This is a genomic window from Arthrobacter sp. K41 (assembly GCF_059089645.1).
This window is the reverse complement of sequence record NZ_JBNHEW010000003.1, coordinates 450,258-469,012: the sequence shown is the minus strand read 5'-3', so window position 1 is coordinate 469,012 and position 18,755 is coordinate 450,258. Positions and strand designations below refer to the sequence as shown.

The window sequence follows — 18,755 nt, the reverse complement described above, 5'->3', positions numbered from 1 at the left end:
CGTGGCACTCGTGACTTGGATCAAGCAAAAGGACAAGATCGACGGCGCAATGAAGGCCAAGGTCTATTCCTTCTTTGAGAAGTTGCAGAAAGACGACACTGCACCGGGCCTCCACATCGAACCGATGCATACGCCTGCCGACCCTCGCGTCCGCACTGGCCGTATCGATTTGAACTACCGCGCAGTCCTCTTCAAAGTTGCTTTCGAGAACATCCCGCACTACTTCTACTACGGTGCATGGCCACACGACCAGGCAATCGACATTGCCCGATCCAGCGTGCTGCAGGTGAACTCAGTCAACGGTGTCCTCGAGGTGGTGCGTGCCTCAACGCCGGCTCCCGTGCCGCCGTCGGACACCGTCACCGAGGAACCAGTCGAGGTGGTTGAGCCGGAGGCTCCCGAGGAGGCAGAGCCTGAATCACCACAGCTGTGGATGAACCCGCTCGCGGCGTGCGGGATGGATCAAAGCGAGTTGGTGGCAACCCTCGGCCTCGCTGCTGATCTTGTGGACAGAGCCTTCGCCGCTTCATCTGACGAGGAGCTTCTGGATGTATTGGGCGATGCTCCGGAGTGGCAGGCCACGGCGCTGCTGGAACTTGCCGCGGGTACGTCTGTATCGGATGTTCAAGACAAGCTGGCCCTGAGCCGCTACGTCGATAACCCGGAAGAGTCCGAAGAGGACAAGATCAAGCGGGCGCTCGAGCACCCGGCAACGAAGATGCAGTTCACTTTCGTGGGGGACAACTCCGAAGAACTGAAGAAAGTCATCGCAGGCGGCGACTTTGACTCCTGGCGTACCTTCCTTCACCCCGAACAGCGCGTCTATGCCGAACGCGGCTACAGCGGATCCTTCAGACTTTCCGGCGGTGCCGGCACAGGCAAAACCGTTGTGCTGCTACACCGGGCAAGGGCGCTTGCTCTCGCGGAGCCTTCTTCTCGCATAGTACTGACGACGTACACCACTACTCTTGCTGAGTCGCTTGAGAGCGGACTGGCAAAGCTCGACGCAGGTCTTCCTCGCTCGTCCAAGCCTGGTGACCGAGGTATTCATGTTGCCGGCGTGGATTCGCTCGTCAGCAAGATCTTTCGTGCGGCCTCCGAAGTGGAACAGCGGCAGTCGATGAAAGATCTGTTTGGCCTGGAGGCTGCAGCTCCTGGCAAGATACTGGAGGCCGATCGAGCGCGCCAACAATGGGAATCCGCGCTTAGCGACGTGGAGCACGAACTCGAACCTGAGCTCGCCAATCCCACATTCCTTCAGCAGGAATACGAGACCGTCGTGCTGCCAAACTTCATTACGGGTAAAGACGAGTATCTCAAGGTCCCCCGCGCGGGGCGCGGCACAGCACTAAACCGTGCCAAGAGGCTGGCCGTATGGAAGGTCATCGAGGGCTACAGGTACTACAACCGGATCGACATGCATGCCTCCTTTGTTGAGATGGCACACCTCGCAGCTTTGATCCTGAGGCAGCGCGCCGAGAATGGCCTGACCCGGATGGCGGACCACGTGCTCATCGATGAGGCCCAGGACTTGCACGCCGGTCACTGGATATTCCTCCGGGAACTGGTGCAGCAGGGTCCTGACGACCTGTTCATTGCAGAAGATTCCCACCAGCGCATCTACGGACAAAAGGTGCCGCTGTCCCGTTTTGGCATCGGAATTGTCGGCCGGTCTCGGCGGCTGACCCTCAACTACCGCACCACACAGCAGAACCTGGCGTACGCCGTCGGACTTCTGAAAGGCATTCCAGTCACGGACATTGAGGGCACCGATGAATCCGTCAACGGATATACGTCTTCCCGTGTGGGACCGAAGCCGCAGGAACACGCGGCAACGTCCTATGTGGAGGAGCTGGACAACCTCGCCCAGACGCTGCGGACATGGCAGGAGGAAGGCGTGCCGCTTGAAACAGTCGGCATCCTGGTTCGCGCGAACTTCCAGATTGGCAAGGTTATCAGCGGACTTAATGAACGGGGACTAGAGGCGCGGATTGCCGGATCCGCCGCTGCTTCCGGGGTGCCGGCAGTAATGACTATGCACCGATCAAAGGGCATGGAGTTCACCAGAGTTGTTCTGTTCGGCATGTCAGATCAGTCGATGCCGGCTGCATACCAGTTGCAGAACCTGGCTCCGGCCGAACAAGCGGATGCGCTTCTGCGTGAGCGTTCGCTCCTCTATGTGGCTGCTACGAGGGCCCGGGACGGGCTTGTCGTGTCATGGAGCGGCAAACCGTCAGAGCTGCTTGGTACAAAGTAGTTTCCATACATAACGGCAATTGGGGGAGAAATGGCGGCAGGATCGACAGCGGCGAAGTCCCGATGGTGGGATGGAGACGCCAAACAGCGGTACTGGATGGAAATCGCGTACGAACCCAAGTTTGGAACCCAACTCATTGCTCCGCCCACAGGCAACCACGACCGGATGCACGATGTAAGAGTTGGCGACGTAGTGCTGCATTGGGTGAGTAGGAAAAACCCAAAGCGCTGGAAACCGGGTATCTACGGGGTTTCACGAGTCGCTGGCGAACTTCGGTCGGGCTCGGGCAACTGGCTGGGGGAGAGTGCCGATACGATTCCCTTGGCGGACTATGAACCTCTTTCCCGACCTCTATTGCTTGATGAGCTGCGTCAGCATGAAGGACTCATTCTTGGCATTCTCGACATGCTTCGCGCTAAATATGCCAACCCCAAGCAGGACATACATTTTCCTTTCAACCGGCACCCGACGGCAGGACTGAAGCCAAACCAGGGCTATTTGTTCAAGATGCCGGCGCAAGTCATTGATGCAGTCCCTGATTTACTGCCTGACAGCGACTGGGGCGGCTTTGATCGGCCGCTTGTTGCGCCGCCTGTGAGTGGGCAAAACGGTGTGAGGCAGCGCTACGCTGGCTTTTGCGCGGATCCGGTCCTGAAGAAAGCCATCGAGATGCAGGCCGTGCGTCAGGCAATTACGCACTACGAGACTTCGGGGTTCACGGTGCAGGACGTCGGAGCATACCGGTCCTACGACCTGGAAGCGGTGCGTGGTGACGAAGTTCGTCGCGTCGAAGTGAAGGGCTCTCAAGGTCACGTTCAGAAGGTCATCCTCACCCGCAACGAGGTGACCAACGCCAATGAGTTCGAACAGACAGACCTAGTGGTGGTTGCAGAGATCCAATGGGAGCGCCATCTGGATGGCAACATAACTACCGCAGACGGGCTGATGAGTGTGTATCCCGACTGGAAGCCGTCGCCCGAAAACCTCGTGCCCTTGAGTTATGAGTACTTCCTGGATTAGAAATCTGTGATGCGGGGAGGGGGTCGGACTCCCGACCCCCTCGCCGCACAAGGCATCAGTAAACTTTGTCGGCCAGCTTGTCCGCGAGATCGGAAGGTGCGAAGTCCTTCGTGTGATACGTGGTCCAACCCTGCTCCGCGAGCCAGTCGTCCCGCTCGTCATCGCGGTCCACCAGGACCGCAACACGCGAGGCCGCCCAAGACAGATCTACTTGCCACTGGTTATCCGGGCCAATGTCGGCGCCCCAGTCTCCGGGCTCCACTTCCACTTCTACAAGTTCAGGGATCAGTTCCTTCAAGTCGGAACCGGATTCCGTAAAGACGGTCAGCCAGGCGCTCTGCCGGATGCTTTCCGGAATGCCCAAGTCTTCGGCAACTGCAGATTTTCCTGAAGCCTGGACGCCAAGCGTCCCTAGAGGATTCAACTTTGCCCATTCAAGAAAACCGAGCCCAATCTGCCCGTGCACGCCGAATAGACTGCCCCGGTCCAGATTTGAATTGAACAGCTCGCAGCTGGTTTCAGGGACGAGAACGCAACAATGGCAAGCTGCGAGGTTTCGCGCATCCGTTCCTGACCCTCGGGACTCGATGCAGACAGGGTCTGCCGAGCACCACGATGTACGGAACAAGCCTTCATCCAGTGCAGGACCAAGCCGCTTCGGGCGCGCCTGCGCTGCGATGCCACCCAGGCTGCCGGCCGAGTCCGATGAGGCCGTGTAAAGAAGCACTCCGACCTGATCCTGACCCACATAGAGACGTTCCCGGATTGAAGATGCCGGGTAGCCTGCGTCGAGGGAAAGCTGGTCGATGATGATGTGAGACAACGTATGGACCAGAGTCTCGACAATGCTCACAGGGACCGGATCCAGTCCGCGCTGCTTCGCTGCACGCTTGGCATTGATCCGCAGAGTATTCTCCCGGCTTGCGGCGAAGTCTGTTTTTGCCCAAGCCTCAACCTGGGCCCTGTCCAGGGCTACGAAGAGTCCCTCGCCAAGGGTCTCGATGGCGGGCAGCCAGTTCTGGCGGTTGTCATCCGGCGATAGCGGCGACAACTTCGCGTCGGGCTTGTCCTCACCCCTGGGTTGTAGACGACTAAAGCCGTAAAGAGCCCGCACCTCTCGTAGCCGAGTGATTTTTCGTGCCGCCTTGATCCAATGCTGGTGGGCAGTTGGAACGGCTACTTTGTCGGCAACGAAGTCCGTGTCCGGACTATCTTTGCGGCCGTTCATCAATGCGAGGAATTCCTGCTCCCGAAGCTGGTCTTCCGAGAGCTCAGTCTGTTCACTGCCGTGGAACTGACGCCTGATTTCCGCACGGAGTTCGTCAACAGAGAAACGGCCGTCAAATTCCTTCACGACGCCCTCGAGGACCCATGTGGACCCGGGATCAAGAGCCTGGGGCTGACTGAGCTGGGATGCCTTTGACGTCACCACCTTTGCAAGAAACTCTGAGTAGGGCGGTATGGAGATGGCGGATCTAACTACCGGAAACCAAACATTGGACGCACCGCGTTGGACAGTCTTTGGCGCTTTGCCGCATTCGCGTTCCCGATAACCCCAACCTAGCCAGGGCCTGTTGCCCTGGCATTTCATTTCCTTCAAGGCTATGGAGTTGAAGGCGTCGGCCATGGTTCGGGATTTCCCACATGAACACCGGACCACCATATCCGCCAGCGACGACGTACGCCCTTCGGAAGCAAGCGAGAGTAGGTGGTTTGCCTCTTCAGTCGGAGAGAACCCATGGACCCAGTAGGAATAAGGAAAATCGTCGATGTGTCCGTCCTCGCACGCAACCACGAATCGGGAGGGAGTAAGTGGTGCAAGGGATTTACACAACCCACATTTGGGATCCTCGTACGACGCTTGGAGCTGCTGGACTTTCCCGAGGCGATTGCACTTTGGGCATACGAGTAGCTGGGGAAAACGAACTACGGGGATCCTGCCCCGTGCTCCGGCTGGAGGCAGCAGGAGCTCGGAAACCCCCAAGCTCCGTGCGAGACGTGGCTCACTGACTGGCTTCAAATGCTTCCTGTCCCACTGATCAATGCTGGTGATCATGAAGCTGTTGTTTTCGGCTGGGAACAGACTGCCGACTCCAAACGTAGAGATCAGCTGACTGCGTCTGGCGGCATAGGTCTTCTTAGCCAAGGGAGGCGTCCTTCCTCATGGGTGCGGGCCGGAGCGTCGTTTCTGCGTCCACGTCGCGCATACTTCGGGGTGTGGGCCACGGAATGGTGCTGGTGCTATAGACAAAGTCCGGATCTTCTAGGGCTTTGCTCGAATCTATGAGGAGCGACCGGGGGGCTTTCTTTGTGTCCTGGTAAGGCAGGTCAGCGTCGGCAAGGGCGGCCTTTCGCCAGATGTTGAGAAGCCGTTCTAGTTCTTCGCGTGTAGCGAGTGACTCCTCGTGGTCGACGGACGCCACCCGGTTGCCTATCCAGGTCATGACTTCGTCTACTGCCGGGGATTCGTCTCTGACGTGCCCAGCAGTGCCACGGAGCTCGGGAACAAGCATCCTCAGCGCTGAGACCAGCGTGGCATGAAGTCCACGGTCCCGGGACCGTGCTGCGAAGGGCGTGGCACTGGTTGCTTCAACTGCCCGGTAAAGCGCTCCATGGAAGTCATTGAAGGATTCGTAGTGTGAGCGGTCCCGTGTGCGCGCTGAGTTGAAGATGGTCACTACCAAGCCCGGGTGCTGTCGCCCAACGCGGCTCGTTGCTTGAATGTACTCTGCGCTGGATTGGGGCTGTCCCATCACTGCCATGAGCCCCAGACGGTCGACGTCCAGGCCAACTGAAATCATGTTGGTGGCCAATACAACGTCCTCAGGTACCTGGCCACTCATCAAGCTCTTCTCCAAGGACTTGAGCGCTTCTGGAATTTTGTGGTTTTCAACGCGACTTGTCAGCTCACTCAATTGAATTCCACGGCCCTCAAGCCTGCCGTCACGTTTCGCCAGCAGATTAAGCCGGGCCCGGACGTCGTCGTATACCTGAAGGTAAGCGGAGCCAAGAACACGGAGACTGTTGAAGTACCCCATGAGGGTCCAGTAAGGGTCGCGGTCTTCGGCCGTTGCCGCCTCAATAAGGTTGGCCGAGTGCAACAACGAGGCGTAGGTGCGGACCATGAGCGTCGCATGACTGGTGCCGGACGCGAGCACTCCAACGTATTGGCGTGTCCCGAATTGGTCAGAAGGGGCCTTCTGGGCAAAGAAGGAGTCGTCAGGATCAAGTCCCGGAGGCGGGAACAGGCTGGACTGACGGTTAAAGACGGACCGAATCTGGTCTTCAGCCCTTCGAATCGTAGCCGTGGAGGCAACGATCTTTGGCTTTCTGGCTTCTGAGCCCCCTTCACGCCCGATGCCACCGGCGGCCAGGTCGACAGCCGTTTCGAACAATCCAACAGTAGAACCGAGGGGGCCGGAAATAAGGTGAAGCTCATCCTGGATAATCAGGTCCGGGCCCAGATCAGCAGGGGAGAGGCGTCCAAAAAGGGCTGCAATTTCGCCACGCCAGGACATCCCTGCGAACTTGTCGACAGTGCCGATCACGAGCTCCGGGCGCTCCCTATAAACATCCGTGTCGACTATATGAACGGGAAGGCCGTCACTGAAGTCGCATGAACGATTGGAACACGTCACAGTCATTCGATCTGTCGGGACCTTGGTAATCCTGTAGTCGTCAACGGTGAGTCGGGTGCCACACCAAGGGCATGCTTCTATCTGTTTTGGGTTGCCTTCAATGACTTCCTGATTGCTCCTGAGCTTTCCGAGGTTCGTCCTCGCAGTCGCAATGTCGTTCGGGGTGGCGCCTCCGCCGACCCAGAGCCCGATGCTAAACGATGCGCCTCCGAGACGGTTCTCGTTGTCCAGCCGCACGGATTCCAGGGAGCAGATGAGCATGGCGGCGCGCTCGAACTGTTGGATGGTCAGAAGTCGCAGCGTGTAGCGCATGATCACTGCAACGCCGCGAACACTGGTATCGCGAAGTCGCCGAAGCAGCAGGAGATAGGCGATAAGCCCGAGGTATGCTTCGGTTTTTCCACCACCGGTGGGAAACCAAAGAAGATCGGCTAGGTCCCTTTCCTCGTGCAGGTCGTCCGTTAGAGACGGCAGATTGATGAGGATGAAAGCGATCTGGAAGGGGCGCCAGCTCTGCTCGCCAAGTTTGAAATCGCCCTTGGCTCCTTTTCGTACCCAGTCCTGGCGGGAACGCTGCATGTGCATTGCTTTGTTCGCCAACTGAAACGCCTCAAAGGCTTTTGCATCATCGGCGAGCAATCTGATTCCAGCCTTGATGCGAGTGTGGGCGATGCCCGCCTGCTTCATGTGTTCGTCCGCGACCCCGCGAAGGTGGGGTGGCACGAACGCTGGCCCGTCCTGTGTTGCAGATGCAGTGGATGCCGCGATCCAGGTTGAGTAGTCCTCTGCGAGGCGGCTGAGTTCGGCAACGACTTCTTCACGAGGTGCTGCTGCCATGAAAGGCAGCGAGAGATTGGCGGCACTGCCTCCAGCCATGGATCTGTGGACGTCTTGCCGGGGGACAAACGTTGACGAGACTCGTTGACAAAGCCGCCCGTCGACGTCGGACTCTTGTACTTCGATTGCGCACCCGTGGCCTGCCCCGAAAACCATGTGATTGCGGTAGAGAAGCTCCGAGGACGCCAAGTCGGGGTCGGACGGGACGCTGGTGCGGAGCTTGGAACGGTCTACCAGCGCCGGGACTGGCGTGTGGACTGAAACGCCAGCCTGGAACCAGCACGCCACATCCTTGTCGGAGGCCGGGTCCGGCTTGGGTTGCGTGTTTCGGAGAACAACGGTGACAGTAACAACAGCATCTTCCGGGGCACGCACCAACGCATACAGCTCCAGGGCGCCGCCCTCAAGCATGTGACGCTGAGGTCCCGATGCAGCAAGATCTACCTCAATCTCCGGCAAATCAGCGGCAGTTCGCTGCCAATCGTAAGTGTCACGCCGCTTGCTGCCACTCTCCCTGACAGTGGCTATTGGCGTGTAGCGCGCTGCTGTTGGGGTGACCGCCAGGGACGTGGAACGGTTTGTATCCACGGAGACGGTAAGGCCTACACTGCTGGGATAGGTCAGGCGGGCGTTCGCGACGGAGCTGTCCACGGAGACCTCTCCTGAAGCTGCAGCAACCGACTCTGGCTCGTCAGGGGCTTCTACGTAGGTATCGTCAGCTGCGGGCCAAAGGACGCCGGTGACATAGCGTTCGAGCGGACGTTCCGTAATCAGCTCGTCGCTGGCCCCAGGACCATTGAGATCGGTTTCGAGTCGGTCTACCATTTCCCGGCGGAAGGCGTACTTGGCATCCAATATCGACACTTGTTGCTCCTAGTTCTTTGTCCGCGTGATCAAACCGGTTAACCGAGGGACCAACCACATGCCCGAGGAGCCCAACCCCGTCAGCTTCGTCTCTTCCGGGTGGCCGGTAGCGCATTCGATGGACGTGACTCGAGCGCCGGTGAATCCGGCGGGCCACTCATGGCTCCGGTGGGTCTTGAATGCAAAATTTTTTTTGAGCGCGTATGCGAAGGATGGGCTGGTTCGCCCGATAACCTTGCCGCCACTGGTGGTCAAAACATAGCGGGGCACTTCGCCGGGCTCCGGTTCGGATTGTAAAGAGCCAGATACTACCTGGCCCAATAAGTCCTCCAATACGAGGTTGTCCTGGATTGCCTGGGCATTGCCGTCTTCGGGGTAGTACGGGGAGACGTCATCGATATCCGAGTTGAGGAACTCCATCCGGGCTGTGTACTGCATCCGATTCCTGCCAAAGGCCTTTTCGAGCCAACGCCCCGTGGAGCCATCGGCGTACTGCAGTAGTTTCTTGGGCAACTTTGTTGAGATGACTTCTTCCCGTGCGCGGGTCAAGGCAACGTACTTCTGCTTTAGTGTTGCTTCGTTCTGCTCAGCGGCCGGCGATCCAAACTCGGGCTGCAGATAGAGGACGTTGGTGAACTCAAGCCCCTTGGCCCGGTGAACAGTGGAGACTATGAGGCTGGCAGTATCTGCCACGGTCAGAGTTAACGGGATTGACCGGCTGCGGAGTCGCTGACTCAGCTGGGGAACGTTCAAGGAATTGTAAGCCGTGAAATTCCCTTCAGCTGTCTTTAGCGCAAGCCATAGGTCAGCTGCTGAGTCGCCGAAGAGAGCGGTAAGGCGTGACTTGATGTCGTCCGCATCGTACGTTCGATCTTCGAGGTCTTTGAAGACCTGGTGCACCCACGGCGCCACACTCATGTCCTGAGCTTTACGGCGAACCAGATGCGGATAGCCGTTTTGCCACAGAAGTTCGCTCGCGATAAGCACCTCGTAGTTTGTCGAACAGAGGAGGGCAGTCGTCTCGCCGGCATTCGGGCTTAGCGCCCCGGACTCGTTGAGTACCGAGGTGCTGGACACTTGCCTTCGGAAGTCGTCAAGAAGGCCGTGTGCTGTCTCTGAACCTGAATCATCGAGCTCACCGAGGCTCCGTATTTCGTCACCCACAGAAATGAGTTCCCGGGTACGGTCAGTGACCGCCCGGTAATGTCTGGCCAGTTTCTGGTGTTCAGCACCAAAATCAGTTTTCAGCTTCTCGATGAGCTCTCCGGATGTCAGCTTTGAGTCTGACTCCTCCAGCTGGAAATCGTATATACCTTGCAATGGATCCCCGAGCACAGTGAAGCCTAGGTCCTCGCCTAATGCGGCGAACAAGGCCAAGACAAGCTCCGCCCGGTCTCCCACGAGGTCCTGGGCTTCATCAACCAGAATGTGCTTGAGGTGCAAAATCCGGTCCGGCGTCTCTTCGCCAGCAATGTATTGCGTCGCTTTCCTGATCCGCGCATCGAAGCTGTCACCGAGAGTATCTTCGTCCATGTCGATCAGTAGTTGCGCGGCAAAGGAGTCGAACGTCCTGATCTGCAAGCCATCCAGGTCATGCATACGAGCACGTTTCCGTACTGCTTCGACGGCGGCTCGTGAGAAACTCAGCACAAGAATCTCGTCTGCCGGATTTAGTCCGTCTTCTACGAGTGTTTTCACTCGGGCAAGAAGCACTTCGGTCTTGCCTTGCCCCGCAGCGGCGGTGACAAACAGCCTGTCCTCTGGTTCCGCTTCTGCTACTGCCCGCTGACTCTCGTCGAGCTCAATTTCAGCGAGCACTTATTGCCTCGTTCCTCCAAAGGTAGTCCAGCTGCGTGAAAGCGAGCTGGTCCCCGTACTGATCCAAGTTGTCCTTAACATTCACAATCAAAACTTCTTCGCTGCCGCCGTTCAGAGGGCCACGAAGGCCGCGCCCAATCATCTGTATGTATTTGTTGGGGGAGAAAGTGGGACGGCAAACGTATACGGCATCAACTTTGGGTGCGTCGAAGCCTTGTGTGAGTACGTCGAAGTTAGTCAGAACGCGAATTCTTCCGTTTCGGAAATCTTCAATGATGGAACGTCTGTGACCAAGATCGGTTTTACCCGAGATAGCGGCTGCGGGGATGCCTTCCACCGTGAGGACGGCGGCGAGAGCTTCGGCGTGTTCCACGGAGGCCGCAAAGACAAGAGTGGGTCCTTTCGTGTCCGATGCCTTGATGTGGTCAAGAATGGCCTCATTGCGTTGCGTGTTGTCTGCTACGTGCTGGAGGTCGATACGGGCCTCGAGCATTGCACTTTGTGAATCCTCGTCCCGGGCTGAGCGCATATCTTTTAGTTTGAGTTCGATGCCCTTCAGCTCCCGATGCTTCACCCGGGCCAGAACACCCATTTCCTGGAGATACTCGTGGGCGTTTTCCGCGCTGAACTCGTCGGGCTCGATGAGGTTGCGCCCAAATCGGGCAACGAGTCGCTCGGTCTCCTTTTCGTTGGTGCCCCGATAGGGTGTGGCCGAAAGACCAAGCAGCGATCGTGACTTTTCCGTGAATGAGCGGCCGAACCAGGAAAGGACCGGTGTGTAGGAAGTTGCGGTCGCCCCGTGGGCCTCATCGATGATCACGAGGTCTGGATCAGACATCCATTCATACACAGACCGACGTGTCTGTTGGATGCTGGCAAGTGTTTGGATTGTCGCAACGACCAGGTGGAGTTTGGTTTCCTCTCGAACGGCGCTGTTGCCGCCCCAGAGCCTACTAACTGCCATCCGTTCACCGGGAGCTCCCGCTGCTTGCCACACGTAGGTCCAGGTTTCGATGGCCTGTTCGCAGAGTTCTTCGGATTGAGCAATCCAGATGACTAAGCGATGTTCTTCCTGTGGCGCATTTTTGATCTCACGGATCACGGATTCAACGGCTACACGGGTCTTGCCGGCTCCCGTGGGCAACTGAACCAGGCCACGGCTGTGCTTTGTGTCCCCAGCCAGGAGGTTGACGATTTTCTTGCTGGTTGTCTCCTGGTACCGGTGAAGTGGGTTCAAACCCACAGGTCCGACGAACTCCTCGCGCTCCGGTTTCTTCTTAGTGGATTCACCGGCCATTGCGGGGGAGAACCCGAGCTCTTTGACGAACTCTTGGGCCGTTTTGCCGCCACGGAAGTGATCCGGGGTCTCGATACCTGCCTCTAAGAGTGCGGGCTTGAGTACCTTGAGGAGACTGCTCCCGTGCAAGTTGCTAACGATCTCGAACAGGCGCTCGTCAGTCAGCTGCAGACCCCGGGCCTCCAGCATGTTTGTAACTGCGCCGGGAATAAGTCTCCGGAGGGTGTCACGGCCGACGAGCTCAGCAATTTTCCCGGCATCTGTTTTTTGCTTGTTGACCCGTCCGATGCGAGCCTGGGCTTCGTCGTCTTTCTTAAGCTGCCGCATTGCCTGCATCACTTGAAGAGTGGATCGTTTGCTTCCAAAGGCTCCCAGGATTGTCGTCAGCAGCGCCTGATCGCCCTGAGGAGCGCGGTAGTACAGCATCCCATCGTGCAGATATGAAGCTCTGGGAGTTGCCAGTGAATGGGAGTCGTAGCTATTAGTCTGGACTTCGTTTACTGACATGCAGGGAACACACAGAGTCTGCACAGCAACTTCACCAGCCACCCGCTTGAGGTAGGGGAAGAGCGACCTAACACTTGTTGGTTCTTCGCCTTCTACGGGAATGGCATCGGCCGACTTGAAGAATTCGATAGTTAGCCGCTTAATTCCCCAGTTCTCTTCCAACGCCTCATCCAGTTCCGGATGACCTGTGTAGAGCGCTGGAGCGCTGGCGCTCTCTACTAAATGGTCCCGAGATGCGAGATCGGAAGCGAGGACCACGTCCTTGGTCAAGTATCGAGTGTTCCGCCCTCCGCTGAGAGGGGTGAGAAGTTCCTTTGGCGGACGCACTTCGAGGGCGGCCAGTGCCCCGTATAGTTCGTGCAGTTGTTGCATGGGCAATTGATGCTCAGCCAAGGAAAGGACGAGGGCCCATTTAATTCGGGCGGGATCGGATGGGAAACCTAGCGCTGCTGCTGCTTCTTCTCCGGGGAAGGGGAGGTAGTCCGAGGGAATCTTTTCGACTTTTCCAACGCACTGCTGGGCATCCACGGTTCCAAGCGGCGTTTCGAAGGCGCCGTACTTCTTGACCCACCAGAGATCGGGCCCGTCTATCGTTTCTGCCGGTCGAAAACCGCTGCTGAATTCAACCTTCGAAGGATACTGTGGCCGCCCCAGAATCGTCCGTGTTACCTTGGCTCGAGTCGTGGCTGACGCATCGATGAGAAGGTGAAGGCCATCCGTCGTAAGGGCCTGGTTGAAGCGTATCCCGGCCTCGGAAAGGGGTGCGGGTCCGTTACGAGATGCATCGGCAAGACGGCTTGCCTCAGCCTGCTTCCAGAGTTCGTAGGTTTCACCGGCACGCGTCATCTTGGCGTCTACGAGCAAGGTCCTCGCGCCGAGGTTCTTGAGGAGAGCGAGGTCGTTGGCGTGGAACTGGTCGTCCACTACAAGATGCTCATCGCCAACACTGTTTTGGGCGAATAGTCCGCCTGGGAGCCACACGTTGCCCAACTGGCGCCACTGATGATCCCGGCAGCGAACCAAAATTTTCGTAGGGTCTGTTCTCTCGTTGATAACGGCCAGACTCTCGGGGACTGCTAGCGATCGAGTAAGCCTCCACAAAGACTGCGCGAGCTCGATGTCCGTGTAGTCTTGACCGACTTCACTGGCGACTCGGCTGACGACGCCGCGGCCATCTTGTGCTTGGAGGTCAAGGGCACGAAGGTAGCTGTTCGCGTTGCCATGGTGCATCAAGTCATAAGACACGACACTGACTGACTCGTCGTCGGCGCTCATGGGAAGAAACACTCTTGACGTGATCGGCGCCTCCACGCCGCCGTCAGACATCAGAACAATACGGCTGCGGCGCATCGCTGGGCGATAATCCGCATAGGATTTGTCAATCATGGCGGCTAGCTGCAAAGCATTCTCGTAATCCTGGAGCTCGCCTCCTGCAACAACTTCTTCCAGCCATTCCTCAAGGGACGCGCGCTTGAAGTTCGCTTCCTTCAAAATTCGCATGACTTGGGATTCTCGTCTTAAGGCAGACGAGTGTAACCATAGCCGGTCCGCAGGGACCCAGGACTCCCACAATGCGATAAGGCGCGTTGCTTCTTCAAGCGCAGGCTGCACTTTTATTTCATTGGGGAGCCTGAGGACGCCTGATCTATCGGGTAGGCAGGGCGCAAACGGCAAAATTTCGAAGATCGGTTTGTTGATCACGGAATCTGCCCAGGAGCTTGACTCTTTGTCACGCGAGGGCAGAATATCCAGAAACAGTGCCGGATCTCCGGGTGTTCTGAGGTCGTTCAGCGCACTTGCCACCATGCGCGGAATTGTGCGGGTAAGAATTTCCCGGTTGTAGAGCGTCTCAAGCATGCTGTGGCGGTCTTCGTTCATCTTGAAAGCCGCATTGATGATGCCGCGAAGCGAGGTCTCGTGCTGAGTGGGAAAGTAGTTCCAGAATCGGCCCATCTTTCGGCGCTGATTGTCCGTCAAAGGGACCGCCCAAGTTACATCCACTTGCTTGCGCGCGACGATGCTCCCAGCCTCGATGGCTGCCTGGGTACTGACGACATGTTTGTCCCGGAAGATGCGCCACTCGTTCGTGGCGGTCCCGTCATTGAGATTAACTCGGTTACCGTCTCTATCGGCAGACCAAGTAAGCGCGGATCCATCGATCCGATCCTCGAACTCCAGAGATCCGATTTTTTCGGAGAAGAGAAGAAATTCCCCGGGGAATTTCTTAATCTCATCGGACAGCCAGGAGACATTACCTGTCAGAGGCAGTTTCACAACGGTAGAGGCCCAGGGGAAGAGCTCGGCGAGAACACCGTCGTCGGCTGCTGCGATGTCCGGGTCTACGGGCGTGGCTAGTCGAAGAATTGGGTAGGTTTCGAGGTTCGGGTACAGGCCCTGGAGAATCTCCCGGCTTCGGGTCTGGCTCCACGAGACGGAGCCGCTCCGGCTGTAGATCTTTGGATCAGAGGTTATTTGGATAACCGACTTGAACCCTAGCCCAAAACGACCAATCTCATCGTCACGCTTTTCAGATGAGTGGGAGAGCATTAGAGTCCGAAAGCCCGCCTCCGAAAAGGCCTGGCCCTCGTTGGCGCAGTAAAGCGCATCCTCCGTCAAGACCACTTTGATGCGACCCCCGGCATCCTTGATGGCGTCGGCCGCGTTCTGTATAAGTTCGTTTAGCTGCTTCCGGCCGTAGCCGCCTTGGGAGATAGCAGCTTCAATGTTGCTGTGTTCGCGGACAAGGTCAGGACGGGCCCTGTAAGCGTTAAGTGCGCTCTGTGTTTCAGCCGCAACAAACTTGCTGAGCGGCGAAGTCACGCCGGCCCATGAATCCCGAACCGTCATCGGTTCTGTCCCCCATATCGAGATCACTGCTATCGGCCCACGCCGAAGTCTTCTCGACAATATTTACCACCAAGATGCGACTTTTTCCCGCAGACTCTTGATACAGCGAGGCTTCTCAGAGGTGCTACACGAGTTAACGGGCTATGGCACTACCTAGGGCTGTGGGGACCGCGGCGTTGGGTTGGTTCATGAGTGACCGTCATCAGCCCCAGTGATTCACGATGCGAGGTATGACAAACGAACACATTTGGGAAGAGAACTTCTGGAGTGACGGTCACTCAGATTTGCGACGATACGAGGCTGGGGGCCCGCCGGGTACGTCCGCCGATTGGTCGTGCCGGCACCGGTCCAGTCCTCGGCACAGGATAGTCGTGGGAACCCTCGTTGTTTTGTGGTGCAGTTTCGCGAGCCGTGTCGGTCCACCGTTTTCTTATCATCGTGTCGAAAAAATTTGCGTCAAGATCTCGACCGAGAGCTGCTGCCAGGACGTGGGCAGCAAGTCGCGGTGGAATGGCGTTACCAATCTGTTGCGAGACGTCCTTGCCCGACCACGGGTAATCGGCGGGGAACGTCTGGAGCTGGCCAGCCTCCGCAAGTGTGAGGCGGTCGAGTTCGTTCCCGTTGAAGAACAACCGGTTCCGGGAAACCTTTCCGGTGACCGTGAAAGCCGGTTCCTTCGAAGTGCGCTGACCTCGGGCCTTTGGGTCCCCGCCGGTTCCATAATTGGAGATCATCACGAAGGGCTCCACCCGGCCTAACGTTTCGCCGATGCTCAGGCAGGGCAGCAACGAAGGCCGGCTCGTAAAGGCTTTCACCTCTTTTCTCCTGAATCGGTGATGCGTGGGTGCGGGAAGTACGGGGGTGCGGTGACGGCTCGCGATCAGGATCGCGCGACGGCGCGTCTGCGGCACCCCGTACTCATCTGCGTGGAGTACGCTAGTCACCGTCCCATAACCCAGTGGTTCCAATACCTTTGCCATGGCCTCCCACACGGGCAGAACCGCAGGCACCTGCTCCAACACAATAACCTCGTAGGCGTTCCCCGCCTTATGGGCCTCCAATGCCCATCGCAGCGGCTGCAGCACTAGCCCGGTCCGCTCATCATCCAACCTGGCTAGCTCAGTTGTGACGTCGTCCTCGTCGGCCATGCGCGTAATGAAGGACAGGACCCGGTCCAATGCCTTACGACCAGCACCTGCCCCGGCAACGGTGTACGTCTGACACGGCGGCCCCCCGGCGAGAATCGTCGCATGGGGAAACTCGGCGGGACCATGATCCCGTACGTCACCTTGCACGGTTTCAAGCCCGGCAGCCCGCCTGGTTGCGCAAGCATTTTCGTCCCACTCAATGCCGGCCACAGACAATCCCAGCCAGCGTGCAGCGACATCCAGTCCACCAGGACCGGCGAAGAGATCCACCATTTCAGCGTCAGAAAGAGGTGGGTCCGATTGCACGAAGGTCATGGGACACAATCTTATCGGGCGACGGATCACCGATGGGCCAGCATCCTTCCTGTCGACCGCCTTCGAACTCAACAAGGTGAACGGGCAGCGGGCAAGCTTCGTGCTCGGCGTCCTTAATAGCTCTGCCCACTCCCGCGACGCGGACGGCTTCAGCTGGGATGTCTCGGTCGACAGGGAAAGGTGGATCAATTCCGGCCGAATGGAGCTGATGTGACCAGGAAGCCTGAACACATCAGCGTGGTCGAGCTTCGGAACGCCATGGTTGAGGTTGTCCGCACGACAGGCGGCATCACCGTGGACGAGCTGCACCGGGAAACCATCCGGACGTTCGGCGCGAAGCGCCTGACTGCAGGAGTAGCCACCCGCCTAAATCAAGGCTTGCAATACGGTAGACACTGGGCGGCTGGAACTGCGCGGCGAGTTTGTGCAACTGGCCAGTTAGCGGGAACGCACCCCAAATGGAGGCAGCAGAAGGCCGCCCTGGCTATTTCTTCCGCAGTTTATTAATAACTTCGGCTGCTTGCCGGTAGGCCTCTTTTGCCTCGGGGCTTATTGCTGCCCGATACAACTTCTTGCCGTCCTCGAAAAGCTCACCGGCCTTCGCCTGCACTTCGGGGTCCCTCGCGAGCGCGTAGGCCTTGGCGGCGGTAGCCTTCACTTTCTGCCCGCCGATCTTAAGAGCGGCAGCGGCTTTGTCTGTTCTTCCGGCCATTATTTGCTCCGTATCGTTGGGGTTGTGCTGCTTCCGTAGTCGGCAATTACGCAGCGATCGCAGGGAAGATGACGAGTGATCCGTCGCTGTTTCGCTCCATCTCGATGGCGACATCGCCTTGGTGACTATCGGTGTGAAGACCGTCTCCCAGTGCACGAAGGCGATAGGCGGCTTGAAGTAGTTGGTCTACCTCGCCCGGTGTAAAGGCTGGGAGCCGGAATCCGCCGTCGCGCTTCAACTCAAGATTGGCCAGTCGGTGCAAAACCTCGGTGATGCCGGACTCCAATTCGTCGGTGCTGCGCCCGTCGTCGCGCAGTGTTCCGATGAAGCTCGTAAACGGGTTGCTAGTATCCTGCTGGGCGTGATCGACCGCCTGAAGCACGAGCACCCGCCGTTTGAGAGCGATGGCAAGCCTCGCGATTTCCAAGTGAGCTCGAAACGTGCCGCCTTCCTCGGTGACGCCGGGGAACGACTTCTTCAGTGCGCTCACTTCGACTGCGCCGTCAGGCAAGGCATCTAATGCAGCTTCCCACTTCTTCAGCCGCCTACGGGTGGCAGCGATGGCAGTGTTGATCCCGTGCACAGAGGAATCCAAGCCAAGGGAGAAGCCTATTTTTCCCTTGTCAAGGAGAATGGAAGTGGCCTTATCGATCGCTTCGCGGGAACCGTCGAGTTCGTTACGCTCCTTATCGAGGGAGTCCTCGTGCAACTGCTCCAAGAGGTCAGTGATGCGCTCGATGGCTTCCTGACGTTGTTGTTCGGCGTGCGCGCTGACGCCGACGGCCACTGCCATCAGCACGAGCGGCGCCGCTACAGTCAAAGCGCCGGCGCTAGCTACCGCTACACCAGCTGTCGCGGCCGAACCAGTTGCCGCCCCGGCCGCACCGGCACCCACAGCTGAGGCTTTACTACAAGCCACAGGGACAAAAGTAGCGTTGGCTACGATACCGTGCGAGTCGCGTAGCGCGCTATGGACGCCTCCTGCAACTGTCTTGGACACCATCGGAGTGACGAGACCGCTGCCCACCTGGGACGCAACTTTCGCCGGTACCACCATTGTATAAAGCACTTCGCCTGTCTCGGCGAGATTCAGCTTCTGCGGAACCGATTTAGCGGTTTGCGATACAAGTTGTGCCAGCTGCGTAGCGAGCGGGCTTGCAGCATCAAGCGGGATCCCACCCTTCCGATTGCGTGCTGGAGGCATCGGATGCATCTCAAGCGTGGCGATGGGGGAATCTGCCAGTGCTGCCAACACCGTCCTTAGCTCAGAAAGGCGAGCAGGCGTGAGGCCTTCGCTGCCGAGCACGTCAGTCACGCTAACTTCGGTTGTCGCAAGTGTCCATACCGGCACGAGCGCGTTGTTCTTGTTTGTCATGTGATGTCCCCTCGCAGGCCGAAATTCCGCCTAGGCGGGTGACCCTGCCGCCAGCAGGATTTTGAAGCCCCCGCGTTTCGCTACCGTTCGATCGATATCGTCCCACACAGAGATCCGCAA

10 protein-coding genes are annotated in these 18,755 nt (G+C 58.1%); 3 read left to right on the top strand and 7 right to left on the bottom strand.

Annotated elements, in window-relative coordinates; genetic code table 11:
* Position 1 precedes the first annotated feature (1 nt).
* Positions 2–2,257, top strand: coding sequence for a 3'-5' exonuclease (locus tag AC5RTE_RS09760; protein WP_494041180.1), 2,256 nt, complete (start codon positions 2–4; stop codon positions 2,255–2,257).
* Positions 2,258–2,353: 96 nt separating this feature from the next.
* Positions 2,354–3,277, top strand: a complete 924-nt coding sequence (locus tag AC5RTE_RS09755; protein WP_494041179.1) for a protein NO VEIN domain-containing protein — start codon at positions 2,354–2,356, stop codon at positions 3,275–3,277.
* 55 nt (positions 3,278–3,332) lie between these two features.
* Here the strand turns inward: AC5RTE_RS09755 and drmB are convergent, their stop codons facing one another.
* The 5 genes from drmB to AC5RTE_RS09730 form a co-directional block, all read right to left on the bottom strand.
* Entirely contained in the window at positions 3,333–5,423 is a 2,091-nt protein-coding gene (drmB, locus tag AC5RTE_RS09750; protein WP_494041178.1) for a DrmB family protein, read from the bottom strand.
* Positions 5,416–8,616, bottom strand: coding sequence for a helicase-related protein (locus AC5RTE_RS09745; protein WP_494041177.1), 3,201 nt, complete (start codon positions 8,614–8,616; stop codon positions 5,416–5,418). Before AC5RTE_RS09745 ends, drmB begins: the two co-directional genes overlap by 8 nt.
* Positions 8,617–8,625: 9 nt before the next feature.
* Entirely contained in the window at positions 8,626–10,434 is a 1,809-nt protein-coding gene (locus AC5RTE_RS09740) for a UvrD-helicase domain-containing protein (protein ID WP_494041176.1), read from the bottom strand.
* Positions 10,424–15,085: a DEAD/DEAH box helicase gene (locus AC5RTE_RS09735; RefSeq protein WP_494041175.1), complete on the bottom strand. Its 4,662-nt coding sequence runs from the start codon at positions 15,083–15,085 to the stop codon at positions 10,424–10,426. Before AC5RTE_RS09735 ends, AC5RTE_RS09740 begins: the two co-directional genes overlap by 11 nt.
* A gap of 278 nt (positions 15,086–15,363) precedes the next feature.
* Complete coding sequence (locus AC5RTE_RS09730; protein ID WP_494041174.1) at positions 15,364–16,548, bottom strand: DNA cytosine methyltransferase; 1,185 nt, start codon at positions 16,546–16,548, stop codon at positions 15,364–15,366.
* Here AC5RTE_RS09730 and AC5RTE_RS09725 point away from each other — a divergent pair.
* The gene (locus tag AC5RTE_RS09725) at positions 16,547–16,762 is read left to right on the top strand and encodes a hypothetical protein (protein WP_494041173.1); all 216 of its coding nucleotides are present in this window, start codon (positions 16,547–16,549) and stop codon (positions 16,760–16,762) included. The two genes, AC5RTE_RS09730 and AC5RTE_RS09725, sit on opposite strands and share 2 nt — an antisense overlap.
* Positions 16,763–17,032: 270 nt before the next feature.
* On the opposite strand, the gene AC5RTE_RS09720 is transcribed toward AC5RTE_RS09725, so the two are convergent.
* Together AC5RTE_RS09720 and AC5RTE_RS09715 are read right to left on the bottom strand one after the other, a co-directional pair.
* The gene (locus AC5RTE_RS09720; protein ID WP_237430034.1) at positions 17,033–17,260 is read right to left on the bottom strand and encodes a hypothetical protein; all 228 of its coding nucleotides are present in this window, start codon (positions 17,258–17,260) and stop codon (positions 17,033–17,035) included.
* A 46-nt stretch (positions 17,261–17,306) separates the two neighbouring features.
* The gene (locus AC5RTE_RS09715; protein ID WP_494041172.1) at positions 17,307–18,635 is read right to left on the bottom strand and encodes a hypothetical protein; all 1,329 of its coding nucleotides are present in this window, start codon (positions 18,633–18,635) and stop codon (positions 17,307–17,309) included.
* Positions 18,636–18,755: the final 120 nt, after the last annotated feature.

Excerpts from the sequence above, each read along its gene's own strand:
- AC5RTE_RS09730 (WP_494041174.1), bottom strand. The coding sequence starts at position 16,548 with ATGACCTTCGTGCAATCGGACCCACCTCTTTCTGACGCTGAAATGGTG.
- AC5RTE_RS09715 (WP_494041172.1), bottom strand. The coding sequence starts at position 18,635 with ATGACAAACAAGAACAACGCGCTCGTGCCGGTATGGACACTTGCGACA.
- AC5RTE_RS09720 (WP_237430034.1), bottom strand. The coding sequence starts at position 17,260 with ATGGCCGGAAGAACAGACAAAGCCGCTGCCGCTCTTAAGATCGGCGGG.
- AC5RTE_RS09755 (WP_494041179.1), top strand. The coding sequence starts at position 2,354 with ATGGAAATCGCGTACGAACCCAAGTTTGGAACCCAACTCATTGCTCCG.
- AC5RTE_RS09725 (WP_494041173.1), top strand. The coding sequence starts at position 16,547 with ATGGGACACAATCTTATCGGGCGACGGATCACCGATGGGCCAGCATCC.
- AC5RTE_RS09735 (WP_494041175.1), bottom strand. The coding sequence starts at position 15,085 with ATGACGGTTCGGGATTCATGGGCCGGCGTGACTTCGCCGCTCAGCAAG.